The following is a 20,208-nucleotide window of genomic DNA, read 5'->3' as shown; positions in this document are numbered from 1 at the left end:
TCCTGCCGTGCGGCAAGCGCGCTGAAAATCTGCCATATACTCAGGCAGACTCTTGCCAGGACATAGGCAGATGCATTTCGACCTGATCGACCTCAAGCTGTTCCAGCACACCCTCGAAAGCGGCAACATCACCGCCGGCGCCCGGCGCAGCCACCTTTCGCTGCCGGCCGCCAGTGCGCGCATTCGCGCCATGGAATCCTCGCTGGGCATTCCTTTGCTCGAACGCAACCGCCGCGGCGTGCTGCCCACGCCCGCCGGCCAGGCCCTGCTGCAGCATGCGCGGCTGATTGCGCAGCAGGTCGAGCGCCTGCAGTTCGATCTCGGGCAATACGCCCACGGCCTGCAAGGCCAGGTGCGCCTGCTGTGCAACACGGCGGCGCTGACCGAGTACCTGCCGGAGCTGCTGGCGAGCTACCTGGCCGAGCATCCGGGAGTGAGCGTGGATATCCAGGAACTGCCCAGCCTGCATATCGTCCAGGCGATCAGCCAAGGCATGGCGGACTTGGGCATCGTCTCGAATGCCGCACCCTGCGCAACCCTGCAGACCCGACCGTTTCGCGACGATCCGCTGGTGCTGGTGATGCCGCGCGAGCACCCGCTGGCGGCCAGCGACCGGGCAGACTTCAACGCCAGCCTTGGCCATGGGCATGTGGGGCTGGGTGCCGACAGCGCCCTGGCGCTGCATCTGGAGGAACAGGCCCTGCGCCTCGGCAAACGAATGCAGGTGCGCGTTCGCGCCGAAGGATTCGATGGGGTGATCAGGATGGTCGGAGGTGGCGCGGGGGTGGCGGTGGTCCCGTTGACCTCGGTGCGACGCTGGGAGCACAGCTTGCCGCTGCGCTGGGTCGCCTTGCAGGAGGCCTGGGCGAAGCGCAGCTTGCTGCTGTGCTCGCGGGATTTCAGTGCATTGCCTGGCTACGCCGCCCTGCTTGTCGAGCGCTTGGGCAACAAAGCCTGAAGGCTGCCGTCACAGGTAATCACCCGTGGCGGCAGCCGTGTACCAGAGGGCCGCGCGGCGGCACCTATGCCAAGGGGGCCGCGCGGCGGCACTATGCCAAAGGGCCGCACGGCGGCCCAGTACGATCAGGACGACAGGTACGAGGAGCGGGTCAGCCCCAGGCGCAGCGCGTCGAGGTACTGGGTACGCTCGCGGGCGGTGATCCTGGCGCTGGCGACCTTGTCGCGGTAGTGGGTCATCAACTCCTCCGGCGACAGATGCACGTAGCGCAGCATGTCCTCGATGGTGTCGTGGGTCTCGATACCGGCGTGGTACACGCTGCCATCGGCGTTCTGGTAGATGTTCACCGAGTCGGTGTCACCGAACAGGTTGTGCATGTCGCCGAGGATTTCCTGGTAGGCGCCGACCAGGAACACGCCGAGCAGATAGTCCTCGCCTTCCTTGACCGCATGCACCGGCATGCTGGTCTCGATGCTCTGCTCGTCGACGTACTGGTTGATCTTGCCGTCCGAGTCGCAGGTCAGGTCCTGCAGCACGGCACGGCGCAGCGGCTCTTCGTCCAGGCGGTGCAGCGGGATGATCGGCAGCACCTGGCCAATGGCCCAGGTGTCCGGCAGGCTCTGGAACACCGAGAAGTTGCAGATGTACTTGTCGGCCAGCTTGTCGTTGAGTTCGTCCAGCACCTGGCGGTGCGAGCGCTGGCGGGCCTTGAGCGAGTTGTGCAGGCGACGGCACACGGCAAAGTAGCACTGCTCGGCCAGGGCTTTCTCGGCCAGGGTCAGCTTGCCGTCGGCGTACTGCGCGGCCACGTCGCCCATGTAGTGGGTGGCGCGCCAGTAGGTCTCGGTGACCATCTCGATATCGGTCGGGCCGAGCAGGTCGGCCAGCCACTGCACGGTCTCGGGCAGCGACTCCTTGTTCTCGATGGTCGGCATCTCGTCGTTGTGACTCTCGACGTCGGTCACCTGGATCACCAGCATGGCGTGGTGCGCGGTGAGCGAGCGGCCGCTCTCGGAGAAGATGTGCGGGTGCGGCAGGCCCTGCGCGTCGCAGAACTCCTTGAGCATCCCGACTACCACGCCGGCGTAGTCGTCCATGTCGTAGTTGATCGAGCTGGCGTTGCGCGAGTGGGTGCCGTCGTAGTCGACGCCCAGGCCACCACCGACATCGATGTGATCGACCGGCAGGCCCAAGGCACGCAGCTCGCCGTAGTAACGGATGGCTTCCTTGAAACCGTGCTGGTAGTCGGCCAGGTTGGCGATCTGCGAGCCCATGTGGAAGTGCAGCAGGCGGATGCCCTGGTCGAGCCCGGCGTCACGGAAACGCTGCACCACCGAGATCAGCTGCGCGGCGGACAGGCCGAACTTGGATTTCTCGCCGCCGGTGTCGGCCCATTTGCTCGACGCCAGCGACGACAGGCGCACGCGCAGGCCGACCTGTGGCTTGACCTTGAGCTCCGCAGCCTCCTCGATCACCAGGGCGACCTCGGACTCTTTCTCGATCACGATGAACACGTTGTGGCCGAGCTTCTGGCCCATCAGCGCCAGGCGGATGAACTCGCGATCCTTGTAGCCGTTGCAGACGATGGTGCCGCCCTTCGGCGCCAGCGCCAGCACCGCCAGCAGCTCGGGCTTGGAGCCGGCTTCCAGGCCGATGGAGACGTTCTGGGTGGCGATGATGTTCTCGACCACCGCTTCCTGCTGGTTGACCTTGATCGGGTACAGGGCGGTGTACTGGCTCTGGTACTCGAGGCGCGCGATGTTGGCGTCGAAGGCGCCGGTCAGCTGGCGCACGCGGTCCTGCAGGATGTCGGGAAAACGCACCAGCAGCGGCAGCGACAGGCCGCTCTGGCGCAGTTCCTGGACCTGTTCGAAGAGGTCGATCGGCGCGCTGGCCGGCCCGTTGGGGCGCACTTCGACGCGCCCGGCCTCATTGATGGCGAAATAACCTGCGCCCCAATGGCGGATGCCATAAACACTGCGGCTGTCGGCCACGGTCCACTGGCTACCATCGTCTTTGCGTGTGCGTCGTACGGACATTCAAGTCCCCTATAGGTAAGTCTGAGACACTGCCCCGAACGGAGCGGGCGCAGTGTAGAAGCTGAAAATGACGATTCGTCCATGCCCGTGGGTAGACCCCGGGCACGCAACCGAGTTTAGAAAGCGCTGGGCAAAAAATCCCGTGACGGACTCAGCCGCCGGACTTCTTCGCCTTGAAACCCTGTTTGGTCAGCTCGCCGAGCAACAGCTCGACATGGTCGCCCTGGATCTCGATGACCCCGTCCTTGAGCGCGCCGCCAGTGCCGCAGCGACGCTTGAGCGTGCTGGCGAGCTCCTTGAGCTGTTCGAGGGGCAGCGGGACGCCGGTGACGGTGGTCACGGTCTTGCCGCCGCGACCTTTGCTTTCACGACGCACACGGGCAATGCCATCCCCTTCGGGGATGACCTGCTGCTTGCAGGTACAGGCGTCCACCGGCTGGCCACAGTCGGGACAGTGCCGACCGGCATCGGTGGAATAAACGAGACCGCCAAGGGCGGCGAAGGAAGAAGCTTTCTTGGCCACTTTTGTTCCTCTGTGCCGAGGACAAAAAACTGGTCGGCGGGAGCCGACCGCGATGCCCCACTCTGGCAGGGGCGGCGCTACTGCCACAAGGTTGTGCGGCAGCCCGAAAAGGGCGCGCAGTGTAACGATAAATCCGCCTGTTGCTAAGTACAGGATTGCGCCATTTTACGAAAGTTTTGCGACTTCATTGCGGGGCTGGCTCCGAAACCTGTGGGAGCAAGTGACTACTATTGCCTGTGGCGGCCTCATCGCTGGCAAGCCAGCTCCCACAGGGCCGGCGCTTGGCTCCAGGCCTCCGCGGTCAAGGTGGGAGCCGGCTTGCCGGCGATGAGGCCTTATGCCGTCACGCTGAAGCTGCTTGGTAACGCTGCAGCGCCACCAGCGAGTCCGGGCAATACAGCAGCGTTGCACTTTCCGCCAGGGCCTGCTCGACACTGATGAACCGCGCCTCGCTGACCTCCTCGGGCTGCAGGCGCAACGCCCCGTCCCACACCGCGGAAAACACCGCGCCCCACAGGCGGTTGCCTGGCTGCTCGAAGTAGAACGTCTCGTGGAAGCGCAGCTCGACGCCGCTCACCCCCAGTTCCTCCGCCAGCTCCCGGGCCGCCGAGTCGGCATAGGTCTCCTGCACCCCGACCATCCCCCCCGCCGCCACATCCCAGTAACCGGGATACAGCGCCTTGCTCAGGGTCCGCCGGTGTACGCACAGGTCGCCCGCGCCGTTGAACAGCAGGATGAAGGTGCAGCGCCCGATCAGGCCGCGTTCGCGCAACTCGGCCCGTGGCAGGGCGCCGAGCAGTTGGTCATGCTCATCGACCCAGGCCACCAGCTCGGCGTCGGAGGCCGCGCGGTGCGCGACCTCGGCAGGATTGACCGGCATCTCAGCCCTGGGACAGCAGTTGGCGCAGGTCGATGACCGCGGCGTTGGCCCGGGAGATGTAGTTGGCCATCACCAGCGAGTGGTTGGCCCACATGCCGAAGCCACTGCCGTTGAGCACCATCGGGCTCCACAGCGCTTCCTGCGAGGCTTCCAGCTCGCGGATGATCTGCCGCACGCTGACCGTGGCGTTCTTCTTCGCCAGCACGTCGGCGAAATCGACCTCGATGGCGCGCAGCAGGTGCGACAGCGCCCAGGCCTGGCCACGGGCTTCGTAGAACACGTTGTCGATCTGCAGCCATGGAGTCTCGACCACTTCCTCGTCGACCTGCGGCGCCTGGCCTGGGGCCACGGACTCGGTCTTCAGGGTGTTGTTGAGCTTGACCCGGCCAACGCTGGCCGACAGGCGCTGCGACAGCGAGCCCAGGCGCGTAGCCACATCGCCCAGCCAGTTGTTGAGGTTGTCGGCGCGGGTGTAGAAGATCGCGCCCTGGTCGCCCTTGGCCAGGCGCACCTGGTAGCGGTTCAGCGACTTGATGCCCTCTTCGAACTCCGACTCGCTCGACGGCAGGATCCAGCTCTTGTTGTCGAAGTTGAAGCGCGGCTCGGCCTTGGCCAGGTCGGCGTCCTCGGTCGATTGCGACTGCGAACGGGCGAAGTCCTTGCGCAGCGCGCGGGACAGATCACGCACCTGGACCAGCACGCCGTATTCCCAGCTCGGCATGTTGTCCATCCACAACCCTGGCGGGAAGCGGTCGTTGGAGATGTAGCCACCCGGCTTGTCGAGCAGGGTACCGGCGACGGTCTTGAGGGTTTCGATGGTGGTGTAGCCGACCACCATCTGCTGGCCATTGCGCTCGGCGGCGGCCTGGGCGTTCTGCTGCACCGGGAACAGCTCGGGCTCCTGGCTCCAGTACCAGCCCAGGCCGATGCACACCAGCAGGTAGAGGCCGATCAGGGTACCCAGGGCACGGCTCCACAGGCCGCCAACGTAGCTACGGGTAGCGGCGCCGCGGGTTTCGACCCGCTCACGGGGCTCGGCCTTGGCCTCGCGGTTTTTCCAATCCAGCATGGCATTGTCCTTAATCAGTCTCGAACGGTTCAGGGTTTTGACCACAGGCCTCGGCCAGGGTGCCACGACAAACCCAGGTGGCAGCACTATAAAGCAGACGCCGCCATTCGTATAAGCGACCAACGGGTCAGCAACTGAATTACGGTCCCTTAACACTTTGTTGACTCGAGGCACTCGCTTGTCGGAAAAGCGGTGCTAGCATAGAGCCATCATTGAACCTGCACCCTCCCACTCATAAGTAGTCAGGACATGACCCAGCCAGCCGAGCCGAGCCACGAACGCCTCAAGCAGCATTTTGCCCAGCGGGTGATCCACCAGGCCCGGCAGATCCTCGAGATCTGGCAGCGCCTGCAGCGTGGCGAGTGGTCCAGCGGCGACCTGGGCGAACTGTGCGAGGCCAACCTGCGCCTGCAGCGCTATGCCGAACGTTTCGAGCAGCCCGAGCATGGCAGCCTGTCCACGGCCATCGGCCAGACCCTGCGCGCCATCGAAGCCAACAGCGCACGCCTCAACTCAGAACTGATCAGCGAGCTCAACCGCCTGATGCAGCGCCTGTCGCGCACCGGCCTGCGCAAGGGTGACCAGCTCGACAACGTGCCCCTGCCGCCGCTGCGCAAGCCGGTGTACATCGTGCTGCAGGACCACGACCGCGCCGAACGCCTGGCCCAGCAACTGGAGTTCTTCGGCCTCAGCGTACAGGCGCTGTGCAGCGCCGAGGCGTTCCAGGCGTCGATGAGCGAGCGCCTGCCGTCGGCGATCGTCATGGACGTCGACTTCACCGGCGCCGGCATCGGCCTGCAACTGGCGGCCCAGGCCCAGCAAGGCCTGGAGCAACCAGTGCCGCTGCTGTTCTTCTGCCTGCATGAAACCGACACCCCGACCCGCCTGGCCGCGGTACGCGCCGGCGGCCAGGAGTTCCTCACCGGCACCCTGGACGCCTCCAGCCTGTTGGAGAAACTCGAGCTGCTGACCAGCGCCACCCAGTACGACCCGTTCCGCGTGCTGGTGATCGACGACTCCCGCGCCCAGGCCCTGCACACCGAGCGAACGCTCAACAGCGCCGGGATCATCACCCGCACTCTCACCGAGCCGATTCGCACCATGAGCGAGCTGGCGGACTTCCAGCCCGACCTGATCATCCTCGACATGTACATGCCCGAATGCACCGGCCCGGAGCTGGCCAAGGTGATCCGCCACAACGACCGCTACGTCAGCGTGCCGATCATCTACCTGTCGGCCGAGGACGACCTGGACAAGCAGCTCGACGCCATGAGCGAGGGCGGCGACGACTTCCTCACCAAGCCGATCCGCTCGCGGCACCTGGTGACCACCGTGCGCAACCGCGCCGCGCGCGCCCGCCACCTCAAGGCGCGGATGGTGCGCGACAGCCTCACCGGGCTGTACAACCACACCCATATCCTGCAACTGCTCGAGGACTGCAGCTTCCGCGCCCGCCGCGAGGTGCAGCCTCTGAGCTTCGCCATGCTCGATATCGACCACTTCAAGAAGATCAATGACCGCCACGGCCACCCCATGGGCGACCGGGTGATCAAGAGCCTGGCGCTGTTCCTCAAGCAGCGGCTGCGCAAGACCGACTTTATCGGCCGCTACGGTGGTGAGGAATTCGCCATCGTCATGCCCAATACCGGACTGGAAGCGGCGCACAAGGTGCTCGACGAGATCCGCCGACGCTTTGCCGAAATCCATTACCCGGCCCAGCCCCACGACCTGCAATGCACCTTCAGCGCCGGGGTGGTGCAGCTGGACGAGCAGCTCGACGCGCTGACCATGGCCAGCGCCGCGGACGAGGCGCTGTACCGCGCCAAGCACGCCGGGCGCAACTGCGTGGTGCGGGTCGAGCCTTAGCGCCAACCCCATCCGCGTTGTGTTGCTTGTGATGGCCTCATCGCTGGCAAGCCAGCTCCCACAGGGATGGCGCTTGGACTGAGAGCGGCGCGCTCGGTGTGGGAGCCGGCTTGCCGGCGAGAGGCCGGCGCAGGAAAACTAAGCAGTTGCCCATACCCGGCACCATACCGGCACTGTGCCACTTTTTTATGGCGCCAACCCGCCGTCGTCATCACCTCGTCACAAAATCGCAATAACTTCAGGCCCGACTTCTCCACTCCCCCTCCGCAGGAAGTTCGCGGCTATGCGCCTGAAGTGGCTGACCAATTTCAACACCCTGTTGCTGGTGACCGTGTGTATTGCCCTGGGCGCGACCCTGTGGTGGTCGCAACGCGCCCTGGAACGTCCCTATCAACTGATGGAACGCTACCTGGGCCTGTCCCAGCAGTTCCAGAACGATGCCGCGCGCAACATCCAGGCCTACCTGGGCAGCGGCGACGCCCTGCGCCACGCGGCGGCCATGGAGGCCAACACGCAATTGCAGGCAGCCCTGGCCGACTGGCCTGAACCCTTGTCGGCCAAGCTGCGCCCGAGCCTCGACAGCCTGCAGGGCTTCACCGCCAACGAACTGCTCGCCGCCGGCAAGCTGGCCGGCGATCCCCAGGCCTTGCTGCTGCAAGCCGAACGGGAGCTGGGAGCGAACCTCGAGCAACTGGCCAGCTATGCCCGTGACAGCGGCAACGCCGACGCCAGTCGTTACCTGACGCCGCTGCTGGAAGCCTCGCTGCACCTGGGCCGCCTGTCCCTGGCCCGCGACAAGCTGGTCAGCAGCGGCCGCGCCGAGCTGGCCGACGAAGTGGACCGCGAACTGCAACAGATCGCCGCCCAGGCCCAGGCCATCGACGGCCTGCCTCTACTGGGGGTGACCCGCGCCGCCGAATCCAATGCCGATGACTTCGCCGCGATGATGGGCCTGGAGTCGCAAGCCAGCGCCGAGCAGGAAGACATCGCCGTGGGCCTGAAGCGCGAGCTGCACAGCCTGCTCAGCCGCTACCCTGCCGAACTGCAACGTACCCGCGAGCAGATCGAGCGCCGCGCCACCCTGGCCGCCAGCACCGGTGAGCGCCTGGAAGCGGTGCAGCAGGCCATCGCCGGCCTCGAGCCCGAGGTTCGCGGCCTGCACGCCACCATCGCTGGCGAGGTACGGCTGATCCAAGGCCTGATGATCGGCCTGATCCTGCTGATCGCCCTGCTCATCGATACCTTGCAGCGTCGCCTGGCGCGGACCCTGACCAGCCTGGCGCCGGCGCTGTCGCGCTGGGCCGAGGGCGACTTCGCCCAAGCCATCGCCCTGGGCCGCACCAACCGCGAGCTGCACGATATCCAGGAATCGCTGAACCGCCTGCGCCAGTACCTGGTGGAGCTGGTCGGCACTATCCGTCACAACGCCGAGCAGGTGGCCGGCAGCAGCCATGCCCTGGCCGGTATGAGCAGCGCCCTGCACGACGGCGCCGAACGCCAGGCTGGCGACACGGCGCAGATCCGCGACGCCCTGGGCGAGCTGGAGGCAACCATCCAGCAGGTGGCCGGCGATGCCAGCTCAGCCGCCGAGGCCAGCCGCGATGCCGGCCGGGCCGTGGAGCAGGGCCAGACGGTGATCGGCCAGAGCCTGTCCGGCCTGCGCGCGCTGGTCGACGAGGTGCAGGGCAACGCCCGCATGATCGAGCAACTGGCGGAAGAGTCGGCGACCATCGGTGGCGTGCTCACGGTGATCCGCGCGATTGCCGAGCAGACCAACCTGCTGGCGCTCAACGCCGCCATCGAAGCGGCCCGGGCCGGCGAGATGGGCCGTGGCTTCGCCGTGGTGGCCGACGAAGTGCGCTCGCTGGCGCAGCGCACCACTGGCGCCACCGGTGAGATCCAGGCGCTGATCGACCGCCTGCAGCAAGCCGCCCGCGATTCGGTGCATGGCATGCGCACCCAGCTGGAGCACGCCGAGGCCACGGCCAACCAGGCACAGTCGGCCGATGGCGCGCTGGACGCGATCGTCAGCGCCATCCGCACCATTTCCGACACCGCGGTGCGCATCGCCGATGTGACCGCACAGCAGACCGGGGCGGTGAGCGAGATTCGTGATCACAGCGAGCGGATCCACGAGCTGGGCGAGGACAATCTGCAGCGTATTGGCGAAGGGCGTGAGCAGGGCGAGCAGTTGCTCAAGCTGGGCGGTGAGTTGAACACGGCGGTGCGGGCGTTCCGGCTTTGAGTACATCGCGGGGCTAGTCGGGTCGCCGCACCGCCGCGATGGCCCATAGCCTCGCCAAGTCCGCTATCATGCCGCCACGTTCCACCTCGCGAGTCCGCCATGCGCCGCCTGTTTTTCCTGTTGTTCCTGCTGCTGGCCAGCCCTGCGTTCGCCACCGGCCTGCTCGACAACCGCCCCAGCGCCACCCTCGGCGCCGCGTCCAACAGCGCCGACTTCCTGCCGGTGCATGAAGCCTTCAAGCTCAGCCTGATCGAGACCGACGCCCAGACCGTCAAGCTGCGCTTCGTCGCCACCGACGGCTACTACCTCTACCGCCACCGCTTCCAGTTCCGCACCGAGCCTGCGGACATCAAGCTCGGCGCGCCGAACATCCCCCAAGGCGAGGCCAAGCACGACGAGTTCTTCGGCGACGTCGAGGTGTACCACGGCGTGCTCGACATCGAACTGCCGCGCAACGACCCGCGCGCCTTCACCCTGCTGGTGGGTTACCAGGGCTGTGCCGACAAGGGCCTGTGCTATCCGCCGGAAACCGCGCGGTTGAGCATCGATGGCCAAGGCGCCCCGCTGCCGGCAAGCGCCGAGCAGGGCTGGACCTGGAAGTCGCTGCTGCTGTTCTTCCTCGCCGGTGTCGGCCTTACCTTCACCCCGTGCGTGCTGCCGATGCTGCCGATCCTCTCCGGAGTGGTGCTGCGCGGCCAGGTCGGCGGCCTGCGCGGGTTGTCGCTGTCGCTGGCTTACGTGCTGCCGATGGCGGCGAGCTTCGCCGTGCTCGGCGCCCTGATGGGCCTGTTCGGCGCCGGCCTGAACCTGCAGGCGCGCCTGCAGTCGGCCTGGGTGCTGGTGCCGTTCGCCGCGTTCTTCGTGCTGTTCGCCCTGGCCATGTTCGGCCTGTTCGACCTCAAGCTGCCGCAGGCGCTGAGCAGCCGCCTGGACAGCCTCGCCCACCGCACCAAAGGTGGCTCGCTGCTGGGCGCGGCGGTGCTCGGCGTGCTGTCCAGCCTGCTGGTCTCGCCCTGCGTGTCGGCACCGCTGGCCGGCGCGCTGCTGTACATCAGCGCCAGCGGCGACGCGCTGGGCGGCGCCCTGAAACTGTTCGCCCTGGGCCTGGGCATGGGCGCGCCGCTGTTGCTGGTCGCCACCGGTGGCGCCGCCTGGCTGCCGAAGAGCGGGCCGTGGATGAACACGGTGAAGAACGCCATCGGCGTGTTGCTGCTGGGCCTGGCCATCGGCCTGCTCAGCCGCGTGCTGCCGGGGCCCGTCACTCTGCTGCTGATCGGCCTGCTGGCCGCCGGCGTGGCGCTGTTCCTCGGCGCCCTGGAGTTCGTGGTGAAAACCCCGCGCCAGCGCCTGGCGCAATTGCTCGGCCTGGCGCTGCTGGTCTACGCGCTGGCCTGCTGGTATGGCGCCCTCAGCGGCCAGGGCGATCCGCTGCGCCCACTGCCGCCACCCACTGTGGCCGGCGGCCCCGCAGCAGCCAAGGCCGACGCCTGGCAGACCATCACCAGCCCCGCCGCCCTCGATGCGGCCCTGGCCGAGGCAAAGGCTGCCGGCCAGCCAGTGCTGCTCGACTGGTACGCCGACTGGTGCATCAGCTGCAAGGTAATCGAGCACGAGGTGCTCAACGCGCCGCAGGTGGAGGCGCAACTCGACGCCTTCCGCCTGCTGCGCTTCGACATCACCGAAAGTAATGCCGAACAGCGCGCCCTGCTCGACCGCTACCGCCTGTTCGGCCCACCCGCGTTGCTGTTCTTTGCGGCGAACGGCAGCGAAATGACCACCGATCGGGTGATCGGCGAGATAAACGCCGGGGATTTTGCCCAGGTTGTGGCGCGCGTGCGCGGCCAACTCGGTCTATAACTTCCCGCGACCTCTGAAAAATCCGCTTGCGAGTGACCAAAGTTAATCATCCGGTCACATACTTTGCGTGAATCTCGGACATCGTGCTGGCTATTGCCGGGAACTGGACACTCAGCGGCTGTTGCGGCATAGTCGCCGCGCTATGTCGAATTGCCCTACAAAACCAAGGAATCGCAGATGGCAACCCTACTGGTGCTGCACGGCCCCAACCTGAACCTGCTCGGGACCCGCGAACCGGGGCACTACGGCGCCGCCACCCTGGCCCAGATCAATCAGGACCTGGAGCAGCGCGCCCGCGCCGCCGGCCACCATCTGCAATACCTGCAGAGCAATGCCGAGTACGAATTGATCGACCGCATCCACGCCGCGCGCAACGAAGGCGTGGACTTCATCCTGATCAATCCGGCCGCTTTCACCCACACCAGCGTCGCATTACGTGACGCATTGCTCGCGGTGAGCATCCCATTCATCGAAGTGCATCTTTCCAACGTGCACAAACGCGAGCCGTTCCGTCACCACTCCTACTTCTCGGATGTTGCCGTAGGGGTGATCTGCGGCCTTGGAGCCACCGGTTACCGGTTGGCCCTGGAGTCCGCGCTGGAACACCTGGCTGCCAACGCACAGCCCTGATGACACAAGGCCTTGGCCCTTTCGGGCCGAGGCTCATGAAGAAACGTTTTCGACACGTTTTAAAAATACGTCCCCGACCGAACCTTGGGAGTTGCTGATTAATGGATATCCGTAAAGTCAAAAAGCTGATCGAACTGCTGGAAGAGTCCGGCATCGACGAACTGGAGATCAAGGAAGGCGAAGAGTCCGTTCGCATCAGCCGTCACAGCAAGACCCCAGCCGCCCAGCAGTTCTACGCACCCGCGCCAATGGCCGCCGCGCCTGCCGCCGCCCCGGTTGCCGCCGCTGCCGCCCCGGCCGCTGAAGCCGCTGCCGCCGCACCAGCCCTGAAAGGCACCGTGATCCGTTCGCCGATGGTCGGCACCTTCTACCGCAAGCCTTCGCCAACTTCGCCGAACTACGCAGAAGTCGGCCAGGCCGTGAAGAAGGGCGACACCCTGTGCATCGTCGAAGCCATGAAGATGATGAACCACATCGAATCCGATATCGGCGGTGTGATCGACGCCATCCTGGTAGAAGACGGCCAGCCGGTTGAGTTCGACCAGCCGCTGTTCACCATCGTTTGATTCGCGGAGAGCCAACGATGTCTGGGAAGCTCGAAAAAGTTCTGATCGCCAACCGCGGGGAAATTGCCCTGCGGATCCTGCGTGCCTGCAAAGAGCTGGGCATCAAGACCGTCGCCGTGCACTCCACGGCCGACCGTGAACTGATGCACCTGGGCCTGGCAGACGAATCGGTCTGCATCGGCCCGGCATCGTCCAAGGAATCCTACCTGCACATCCCGGCGATCATCGCCGCCGCCGAAGTGACAGGCGCCACCGCCATCCACCCGGGCTACGGCTTCCTCGCGGAAAACGCCGATTTCGCCGAGCAGGTGGAAAACTCCGGCTATATCTTCATCGGCCCGAAAGCCGACACCATCCGCCTGATGGGCGACAAGGTGTCGGCCAAGGACGCGATGATCAAGTCGGGCGTACCGACCGTGCCGGGCTCCGACGGCCCGCTGCCGGAAGACCCGGAAACCGCGCTGGCGATCGCCCGCGAGGTGGGTTACCCAGTGATCATCAAGGCCGCCGGTGGCGGTGGTGGTCGCGGCATGCGCGTGGTGCATAAGGAAGAAGACCTGATCGAATCGGCCAAGCTGACCCGCACCGAAGCCGGTGCCGCGTTCGGCAACCCGATGGTCTACCTGGAGAAGTTCCTGACCAACCCACGCCACGTGGAAGTGCAGGTCCTGTCCGACGGCCAGGGCAACGCCGTACACCTGGGCGACCGTGACTGCTCGCTGCAGCGCCGCCACCAGAAGGTGCTGGAAGAAGCGCCTGCCCCAGGCATCGACGAGAAGGCCCGTCAGGAAGTCTTCAAGCGTTGCGTCGAAGCGTGCATCGAGATCGGCTACCGCGGTGCCGGTACCTTCGAGTTCCTGTACGAGAACGGCCGTTTCTACTTCATCGAAATGAACACCCGTGTTCAGGTGGAGCACCCGGTTTCGGAAATGGTCACCGGTATCGACATCGTCAAGGAGATGCTCAGCATCGCCGCTGGCAACAAGCTGTCGTTCCGCCAGGAAGACGTGGTGATCCGCGGCCACTCGCTGGAGTGCCGGATCAACGCCGAAGACCCGAAGAAGTTCATCCCGAGCCCAGGCAAGGTGAAGCACTTCCACGCCCCGGGCGGCAACGGCGTACGCGTCGATTCGCACCTGTACAGCGGCTACTCGGTTCCGCCGAACTACGATTCGTTGATCGGCAAGCTGATCACCTACGGCAAGGACCGCGACGAAGCCATGGCGCGCATGCGCAATGCCCTGGACGAGATCGTCGTCGACGGCATCAAGACCAACATCCCGCTGCACCGCGACCTGGTGCGTGATGAAGGTTTCTGCAAAGGCGGCGTCAACATCCACTACCTCGAGCACAAACTGGCCAACCAGGAGTGATCGCGTTAGCGTGATGAAAGAGCCCCGGCCACGTGCCGGGGCTTTTTTTTGCCCGCGATGCGCTGGCAACACACCGATTGAACCCTGGCCAAACCCGGGCAGTCCACCGATCAGGCCCACCTTCCCGAGGCCTCACGAGGAGACTCCCATGAAAGGTACTGCGCTATCCGCCCTGTTCGCGGCCGCCACCCTGCTAGCCTCGCCTGTGTTCGCCGCCGACGACCTGTGCGCCATCAACCTGCAGAAGATCGACGACAGCATGGCCACCGCCGGCGCCACCTCCGAAGGCCTGGACAAGGCCATCACCGAGCATGTGGACCAGGCCAAGGCCGCCCAGGCGAAGGGCGACAACAAGGAATGCATCGCCATCACCAGCAAAGTGCTCGAGCGCCTGGAAAAGACCGAGAAGGGCAGCGGCTCGGCCGGCGGCAGCGGCACCTGAGCCTTGCGCGCACGCGGGCGGCCGAACCTTCTGTCGACGTCGCCCGCGCAAGCGCGTATACTCCGCCTTGCGTGCTGAAAGGCACGTTCAGCTAGAGCTGAGTGTGGGGCCGATTAGGATTCGACGCCGGTAGCGAAACTCTAGGTGCATGCCGAGTTGGTAACAGAACTCGTAAATCCACTGTTGCAACTTTCTATAGTTGCCAATGACAACCACTACGAGGGCGCACGTCTCGCTGCTTAATTGCAGCTGACACGTCCTCCTGGTACCTTCGGGTCCAGCAATCATCAGGGGATGCCTGTAAACCCGAAATGATTGTCATACAGAACAGGATCGTCGTGCAGCACGTTGGGGGCGAAGCGACTAAAACTTACCCAACTCATCCAAAGCACCCTGCCCGTCGGGCGGCTGCGGATTAAATCAGTAGACACGGCTAAGCATGTAGTACCGACAGCGGAGTACTGGCGGACGGGGGTTCAAATCCCCCCGGCTCCACCAAATGATCAATCAAAGACGTCCACGGACGTCTTTTTTTGTGCCTGCAACTCACTAAAATCAACGAGTTACAGTGCTTTTGAGGGCCATGCAGGTTTTTTGAGTTCCAATCGGTTTGGTATCCCAGGTGGTATCCCAGGCTACCCGGTGCTATTTTTAGGATACCAAAACGGTGCCGGAGGTAGCTCTCATGCCTACTCAAGCAACCCGTCTCTCCGATCGCCAGCTCAAGGCGGTCAAGGCAACTGGTAAAGACTTCGTCCTCAGCGATGGTGACGGCCTACAGCTTCGCGTCAGAGCCAGCGGCTCGATGATGTGGAACTTCAATTACCGCGAACCGTTGACCAGAAGCCGCATCAACATGGCACTCGGTCCTTACCCCGACCTCTCACTAGCCAACGCTCGAAAAAAAGCTGTCGAGGCGCGCGAGCTACTTGCCCTGGGTATTGATCCCAAGGTCCAACGTGATGAGGTAAGGCAAGCCAAGCTTGCTGAGACTGAGCACACCTTCGAGAAGGTGGCCACTGCTTGGTTCGAGCTGAAGAAAGACTCGGTAACCCCCGCCTACGCCGAGGACATTTGGCGATCGCTGAGCCTTCACGTTTTCCCGAGCATGAAGACAACACCGCTTTCGGAAATTACCGCCCCAATGGTCATCAAAATCCTCCGCCCAATCGAGGCTAAAGGCAGCCTCGAGACTGTGAAGCGATTGAGCCAACGACTCAACGAGATCATGACCTATGGGGTGAACGCCGGCCTGATACACGCGAATCCGCTCAATGGAATTCGTGCGGTGTTCAAGAAACCGAAGAAAGAAAACATGGCTGCGCTTCCACCAGAAGAGCTCCCCGAGCTCATGCTGGAGATCGCGAACGCCAGTATCAAGCGCACCACCCGATGCCTGATCGAATGGCAGTTGCACACGATGACTCGCCCCGTCGAGGCGGCGACTACTCGCTGGGCAGACATTGATTTTGAAAGGCGTGTCTGGACCATCCCTCCGGAGCGAATGAAAAAGCGCCGTCCACACAGCATCCCGTTGAGTGATCAAGCTGTCGCACTGCTGCAATCACTAAAGACTCACAGCGGCCATCGCGAATACGTCTTCCCGTCAGACAGAAATCCGCGCACCCACGCCAATAGCCAGACTGCCAACATGGCGTTGAAACGCATGGGGTTCCAGGATCGCCTGGTCAGCCACGGCCTGCGTTCGATGGCGAGCACCATCTTGAATGAGCATGGGTGGGACCCGGAGCTCATCGAAGTCGCACTAGCTCACGTAGACAAGGATGAGGTGCGCAGCGCCTACAACCGAGCCGTCTACATCGAGCGCCGGCGTCCGATGATGGCTTGGTGGAGTGAGTACATCCAGAAAGCCGCGACCGGCAGCCTGCTCGCCTCAGCATATGGCCAAGTCAGAGACAAGAACGTTGTGCCGATCCGCTGACCCGGCTAAAAACGCAAGCTGACTGTTTTGGCGACAGCGGCGACAACGGCGCTACACGTTGAAACACGTGGGGTACAGAATGGCGACTGGTATAGCGACCGTCGCCAATTCTCCATTCGCTCTCCGCTTTTCAGGCAAAGTCCCTGTGCATGGGAAGGCTCCGCATTCCCATGCACAGGGGCTCGCATCAAGAAAGCGATAAACGGTCCATCGTCCACTCACCACCACTCACGGCTACCACTTTCCGCTATCGAATTTTGGCGCAATGAGCAGTGCCTAACTTGATTGACCCAGCCATCCCACCGGCGCTAGAAAGAAGCCTCGAAGCGCTGCCGCTGGCAGCACCCAGGTGACCCGAACCTTCAAGGTCACGCCGCTTTATGCGGTGGTTCTCCCAAGGGCGATTAGCATCCGGCAGCTCGCCCGGTCACCTTCCTGGTGATGGGTGCTCTTTAACCTCATGGCCCTCGTGCGCCAGCTACACCGTACTGCGCTGTCCTGCAGCAACCTAATCGCTTGGCAGATTCTTGCGCCAACTTGCGCCCGTCTCTTTTTCTAGAAAAGAGACGGGCGCTCCTGACACTGCGGCAGCCCTGATCGCACATGGCTTTGCGGCAATCCCCCTCGTGACAATCGGCGTGACAAACGCCGATGTCACCAGCAACAGCGCTGTAGATGATGGTGCCGCAGCCCAAGGAATGGACTGCACCTGACTGACAGTCAGGCATGCCCCGGTCATCGCATTGCTGCTTGCTTGTGGCTCAGGATCTCGCGGCGCTGGTCTCGTCAGCCAGTGCAGCCTCCACCCGCCCACCGGTAACGGTGCTCAGGAGGCCAGATCATGAGATGCCCTTGCTCCTGGTCGTAAAGAGCCGCCAGTCCCGCGTCAGTGGACATCCTCACAGGTCGCAGGGGCCTTGATCCCTGATAACACTCAGCATTCTTGGCGGGATGACGTGGGGGAGAGATCGGTAATTAATGGAGGACGGCTATGCTACTGCGCGAAGTACAAGGGCCACCACGCCCCTTGTTGGAACAGCAGATTACGCCCCTACCCTACCCGGTCGCGGCGCTGGGCGATCTATTGGGGCCTGCCGTGGAACGCATCTCCGATGTGATCGGCGTGCCCTGCGCCATGGCCGCGCAATCCGTTCTGGCCACGGCAGCTGTGGCGAGCCAGGCGCACGCCAATGTCCACCTCGACGGCCGAATCTATCCGTTGTCGCTGTACTTGCTGACAGTGGCTTGCTCGGGTGATCGCAAGAGCGCGGTGGACCAAATTGCGCTGCAAGCCGTACGCGACTGGGAGAGACAGCAGTGGATCGCCTACGGCGAACAACTCAAGGCGCACCGAGCTGCCCTGAGCCTCACCGCGAAATCGCCAACCTCGAAAAAGTCAGCACAGCTAGCGCTGGACGCCCAACCTGAACCCGCCCAGCCGAGACTCCTCAGTGCTGAGCCGACCATTGAAGGCCTGGTCAAAAGCCTCTGCCATGGTTTGCCGAGCATGGGGCTGTTCAGCGATGAAGGCGGCCAGTTTTTGGGCGGCAGTACCATGAATAAGGACAACATGATAACGGCCATCACTCACTTGTCGACGTTATGGGACGGTAGCCCGATTGATCGGTCGCGCGCGATGGCTGGGGAAAGTCTGCGTGCCTATGACCGCCGTCTCAGCATGCACTTGATGCTGCAACCCCGCCTGGCCGACCGCTTGCTGCAGGACGCTGATATCAAAGACCAAGGCATCCTGGGACGTTGCCTGATCAGTTGGCCCGAGCGTCTGGTTGGACAACGGCTGTACAAAGCCATCGACCTGACCCGAGATCCAAAGGTGCACCTGTACCAGCTGCGCATTGCCGCGCTGATGCAGAAGCCTTGGGCACGCCATAAAGATGGTGGCCTCAACCCTGCGGCGCTGGAGTTAAGCCCCCGCGCCCGTGAGGCCTGGATTGCCATTCACGACACCATTGAATGCGAGTCCGGGGAATTCGGCGAGCTGGTCAACGTGCAAGCTGCCGCGGGCAAAGCCGCCGCGAACGTACTACGCATAGCTGGTGTGATGGCGGTGGTTGAGGAATCGACTGTATTGGAAGACATGCACATTCAGCGCGCCTCCACGCTGATGGATTACTACCTGGCCGAGAACCAACGCCTGACTGAACAGGAACCACTGAATAAGCTTCGCGCTGAGGCTGATTGCCTGCTGCGCTGGTTGATAAAGAAGAACTGGCCACCGTTTCGCCTCCGCGATCTCACGCGGAACGGCCCTCGCTTTGCCCGTAAAAGCACCCGGCACACTTTCGAGTTATTGCTGCAGCTGGTTGCCCATAACTGGCTGGACAATGACGGGGACATATTCGAGGTGCGCCATGTTCCGCCTCAATGACGCCGTGCGCCGCTACCAGGCGCAAAATCGCTCGTCGACCGAGTTACGGCTTGTCGCCGCCAACGTCACCACTTTGTCGCCACATGCCAATCCAGATGCGGCGGGGGTCGTCGCCAGTGTCGCCGCTGTCGCCACTCCAACGCCTGGGTCAATCGACCTCGCTCGGTTCATCGAGCAGTTGCAAGAAGAAGGCGCTCTGTTCCAACACAGCGAAAATGCCCTTCTCATCCGCCCAGCACATTGGGGACAGCTGGACAGCATTGGCTCCCACTGGAAAGCTCTGCTGCTGCACCTACAAACCTGCGATCAAGGTGAAGACAATGGCGCTGGTCGGTCGGCGTAACGGTCGCAACTTTGGGTACGGTCGCCAACTGAGCTACGCCGGTCGGCAGGCATTGGAGGATCTGTTTGCCGGCGGCCACTTCGCCACGGTCAAAGCGCACAGCGATCGCTGGCAAGCCTTTGTGCGCTGGTGCCGGTCAGTGAATGGCCCCGGTTACAACGATGCGCGCCAGATTGATCGAGAGACGCTGGATGACTACGTCGCATACCTGCGTCAGCAGATCCACCAAGGCGAACTGTGCATTGCTACCGCGCAAAACCGCCTGAGCAGCGTAAACCGAACCCTCGCAGCGCTTCGCGGCGATCAGGATGTGCAAATCGTAAGTCCCAGTCAGGCATTAAGACTACGGCGGTCAACAATACGTATCAACGCACCTGACGGTCAGGAGTACCAAGTATTACAGCGATTACTGGTTACCCTGATGGACCAGCATCAAGAACGTGTAGCTGCCATCGTATTACTGGCGCGAGCAACTGGAATGCGGCTGCGGGAAGCAATTTTAGCGAATTTGCCACGCCTAATTCGAGAAGCCGAAAAGTATGGTCAGATCAATGTTCAGGAAGGCACTAAAGGCGGGCGATCTGGGGCGAGAGCTCCTCGGTGGATTGCGTCCGGAGATGAGGTAAAAAAGGCGCTCCAATATGCAAAGGCCGTAGCACCTAGGAACAGTAAGAATCTACTTGAACCAAACGAGTGTTATGGTCACTTCCTACAAAAAATCGTCCTACCCGCACGTAAAACGCTGCAAGAACATGGCGTTAAAGGTTTTCATGAACTGAGGGCATCTTACGCCTGCGATCGCTATCAGCAAATTACCGGACATTTAGCTCCAGTTAATGGCGGAAGGTGCCATAAAATAAATCGTGAGTTAGACAAAGAAGCACGCTTAAAAATCGCAGTGGAACTAGGCCACAAACGAATCGATATCACTACTGCATACATCGGAGCCAAGAAATGAAAAGGTCATTTCAAATGAATTTATTCCTCTGCGGTGCCCTGAGCGGCTCGCACACCACAATACAGCGTCACCTAAGACAGGCAACCTATATGCAGAAAGCCATTTGCAATAGATGGAAAATCACCAGC

At 63.2% G+C, this 20,208-nt stretch carries 16 protein-coding genes and 1 other RNA gene; 13 read left to right on the top strand and 4 right to left on the bottom strand.

The features are described 5' to 3' along the window. Positions 1-70 precede the first annotated feature (70 nt). Entirely contained in the window at positions 71-958 is an 888-nt protein-coding gene (locus tag KSS90_RS03560; RefSeq protein ID WP_217868216.1) for a LysR substrate-binding domain-containing protein, read from the top strand. A gap of 125 nt (positions 959-1,083) precedes the next feature. On the opposite strand, the gene speA is transcribed toward KSS90_RS03560, so the two are convergent. The 4 genes from speA to KSS90_RS03540 all read right to left on the bottom strand — a co-directional run bounded on the left by speA (position 1,084) and on the right by KSS90_RS03540 (position 5,469). Continuing rightward, entirely contained in the window at positions 1,084-2,997 is a 1,914-nt protein-coding gene (gene speA, locus KSS90_RS03555) for an arginine decarboxylase (protein WP_217868215.1), read from the bottom strand. A 151-nt stretch (positions 2,998-3,148) separates the two neighbouring features. Further along, on the bottom strand, positions 3,149-3,520 hold the full coding sequence (locus KSS90_RS03550) for a translation initiation factor Sui1 (RefSeq protein ID WP_217868214.1): 372 nt from the start codon (positions 3,518-3,520) through the stop codon (positions 3,149-3,151). 343 nt (positions 3,521-3,863) lie between these two features. After that, positions 3,864-4,400: an NUDIX hydrolase gene (locus KSS90_RS03545; RefSeq protein WP_217868213.1), complete on the bottom strand. Its 537-nt coding sequence runs from the start codon at positions 4,398-4,400 to the stop codon at positions 3,864-3,866. A gap of 1 nt (position 4,401) precedes the next feature. Then, complete coding sequence (locus KSS90_RS03540; protein WP_102684474.1) at positions 4,402-5,469, bottom strand: DUF2333 family protein; 1,068 nt, start codon at positions 5,467-5,469, stop codon at positions 4,402-4,404. A gap of 249 nt (positions 5,470-5,718) precedes the next feature. Between KSS90_RS03540 and KSS90_RS03535 the strand changes: the two genes are divergently transcribed. The 12 genes from KSS90_RS03535 (at position 5,719) to KSS90_RS03480 (ending at position 20,080) form a co-directional block, all read left to right on the top strand. Then, positions 5,719-7,335, top strand: coding sequence for a diguanylate cyclase (locus KSS90_RS03535; RefSeq protein ID WP_217868212.1), 1,617 nt, complete (start codon positions 5,719-5,721; stop codon positions 7,333-7,335). Positions 7,336-7,618: 283 nt separating this feature from the next. Then, entirely contained in the window at positions 7,619-9,580 is a 1,962-nt protein-coding gene (locus KSS90_RS03530) for a methyl-accepting chemotaxis protein (RefSeq protein ID WP_217868211.1), read from the top strand. 99 nt (positions 9,581-9,679) lie between these two features. Beyond that, complete coding sequence (locus tag KSS90_RS03525; RefSeq protein WP_217868210.1) at positions 9,680-11,437, top strand: protein-disulfide reductase DsbD; 1,758 nt, start codon at positions 9,680-9,682, stop codon at positions 11,435-11,437. Positions 11,438-11,614: 177 nt separating this feature from the next. Further along, positions 11,615-12,067: a type II 3-dehydroquinate dehydratase gene (gene aroQ / locus KSS90_RS03520; protein WP_011535870.1), complete on the top strand. Its 453-nt coding sequence runs from the start codon at positions 11,615-11,617 to the stop codon at positions 12,065-12,067. 101 nt (positions 12,068-12,168) lie between these two features. Next, entirely contained in the window at positions 12,169-12,633 is a 465-nt protein-coding gene (gene accB, locus KSS90_RS03515) for an acetyl-CoA carboxylase biotin carboxyl carrier protein (protein ID WP_023631559.1), read from the top strand. Positions 12,634-12,650: 17 nt separating this feature from the next. Then, positions 12,651-14,006 carry an acetyl-CoA carboxylase biotin carboxylase subunit gene (accC, locus tag KSS90_RS03510; RefSeq protein WP_217868209.1) on the top strand — a complete coding sequence of 452 codons (1,356 nt, stop codon included), beginning with the start codon at positions 12,651-12,653 and terminating at the stop codon, positions 14,004-14,006. A gap of 148 nt (positions 14,007-14,154) precedes the next feature. Next, positions 14,155-14,448, top strand: coding sequence for a PA2433 domain-containing protein (locus tag KSS90_RS03505; protein WP_217868208.1), 294 nt, complete (start codon positions 14,155-14,157; stop codon positions 14,446-14,448). Between the two features lie 105 nt (positions 14,449-14,553). Next, positions 14,554-14,946: a transfer-messenger RNA gene (ssrA, locus tag KSS90_RS03500) on the top strand. A gap of 187 nt (positions 14,947-15,133) precedes the next feature. Beyond that, positions 15,134-16,390, top strand: a complete 1,257-nt coding sequence (locus KSS90_RS03495; RefSeq protein ID WP_217868207.1) for an integrase domain-containing protein — start codon at positions 15,134-15,136, stop codon at positions 16,388-16,390. Positions 16,391-17,381: 991 nt separating this feature from the next. After that, a complete protein-coding gene (locus KSS90_RS03490; RefSeq protein ID WP_217868206.1) occupies positions 17,382-18,779 on the top strand; it encodes a YfjI family protein in 1,398 nt (465 codons plus the stop codon). Then, positions 18,763-19,122 (top strand): hypothetical protein, encoded by a 360-nt coding sequence (locus KSS90_RS03485; RefSeq protein WP_217868205.1) that lies wholly within the window; start codon positions 18,763-18,765, stop codon positions 19,120-19,122. Before KSS90_RS03490 ends, KSS90_RS03485 begins: the two co-directional genes overlap by 17 nt. Continuing rightward, entirely contained in the window at positions 19,100-20,080 is a 981-nt protein-coding gene (locus KSS90_RS03480; RefSeq protein WP_217868204.1) for an integrase domain-containing protein, read from the top strand. Before KSS90_RS03485 ends, KSS90_RS03480 begins: the two co-directional genes overlap by 23 nt. The last annotated feature ends 128 nt before the right edge of the window (positions 20,081-20,208 follow it).

It is taken from the genome of Pseudomonas maumuensis, assembly GCF_019139675.1.
Lineage (GTDB): Bacteria > Pseudomonadota > Gammaproteobacteria > Pseudomonadales > Pseudomonadaceae > Aquipseudomonas > Aquipseudomonas maumuensis.
Note: the sequence above shows the minus strand (reverse complement) of the source record. Positions and strands in the feature narration are given on the sequence as shown.

What these genes read in the sequence shown, in the direction of transcription:
- KSS90_RS03525 (WP_217868210.1), top strand. Translation starts at nt 9,680, where the DNA reads ATGCGCCGCCTGTTTTTCCTGTTGTTCCTGCTGCTGGCCAGCCCTGCG.
- KSS90_RS03530 (WP_217868211.1), top strand. Translation starts at nt 7,619, where the DNA reads ATGCGCCTGAAGTGGCTGACCAATTTCAACACCCTGTTGCTGGTGACC.
- KSS90_RS03540 (WP_102684474.1), bottom strand. Translation starts at nt 5,469, where the DNA reads ATGCTGGATTGGAAAAACCGCGAGGCCAAGGCCGAGCCCCGTGAGCGG.
- KSS90_RS03495 (WP_217868207.1), top strand. Translation starts at nt 15,134, where the DNA reads ATGCCTACTCAAGCAACCCGTCTCTCCGATCGCCAGCTCAAGGCGGTC.
- KSS90_RS03485 (WP_217868205.1), top strand. Translation starts at nt 18,763, where the DNA reads ATGTTCCGCCTCAATGACGCCGTGCGCCGCTACCAGGCGCAAAATCGC.
- KSS90_RS03535 (WP_217868212.1), top strand. Translation starts at nt 5,719, where the DNA reads ATGACCCAGCCAGCCGAGCCGAGCCACGAACGCCTCAAGCAGCATTTT.
- KSS90_RS03505 (WP_217868208.1), top strand. Translation starts at nt 14,155, where the DNA reads ATGAAAGGTACTGCGCTATCCGCCCTGTTCGCGGCCGCCACCCTGCTA.
- aroQ (WP_011535870.1), top strand. Translation starts at nt 11,615, where the DNA reads ATGGCAACCCTACTGGTGCTGCACGGCCCCAACCTGAACCTGCTCGGG.
- accB (WP_023631559.1), top strand. Translation starts at nt 12,169, where the DNA reads ATGGATATCCGTAAAGTCAAAAAGCTGATCGAACTGCTGGAAGAGTCC.
- accC (WP_217868209.1), top strand. Translation starts at nt 12,651, where the DNA reads ATGTCTGGGAAGCTCGAAAAAGTTCTGATCGCCAACCGCGGGGAAATT.
- KSS90_RS03545 (WP_217868213.1), bottom strand. Translation starts at nt 4,400, where the DNA reads ATGCCGGTCAATCCTGCCGAGGTCGCGCACCGCGCGGCCTCCGACGCC.
- speA (WP_217868215.1), bottom strand. Translation starts at nt 2,997, where the DNA reads ATGTCCGTACGACGCACACGCAAAGACGATGGTAGCCAGTGGACCGTG.
- KSS90_RS03490 (WP_217868206.1), top strand. Translation starts at nt 17,382, where the DNA reads ATGCTACTGCGCGAAGTACAAGGGCCACCACGCCCCTTGTTGGAACAG.
- KSS90_RS03560 (WP_217868216.1), top strand. Translation starts at nt 71, where the DNA reads ATGCATTTCGACCTGATCGACCTCAAGCTGTTCCAGCACACCCTCGAA.
- KSS90_RS03480 (WP_217868204.1), top strand. Translation starts at nt 19,100, where the DNA reads ATGGCGCTGGTCGGTCGGCGTAACGGTCGCAACTTTGGGTACGGTCGC.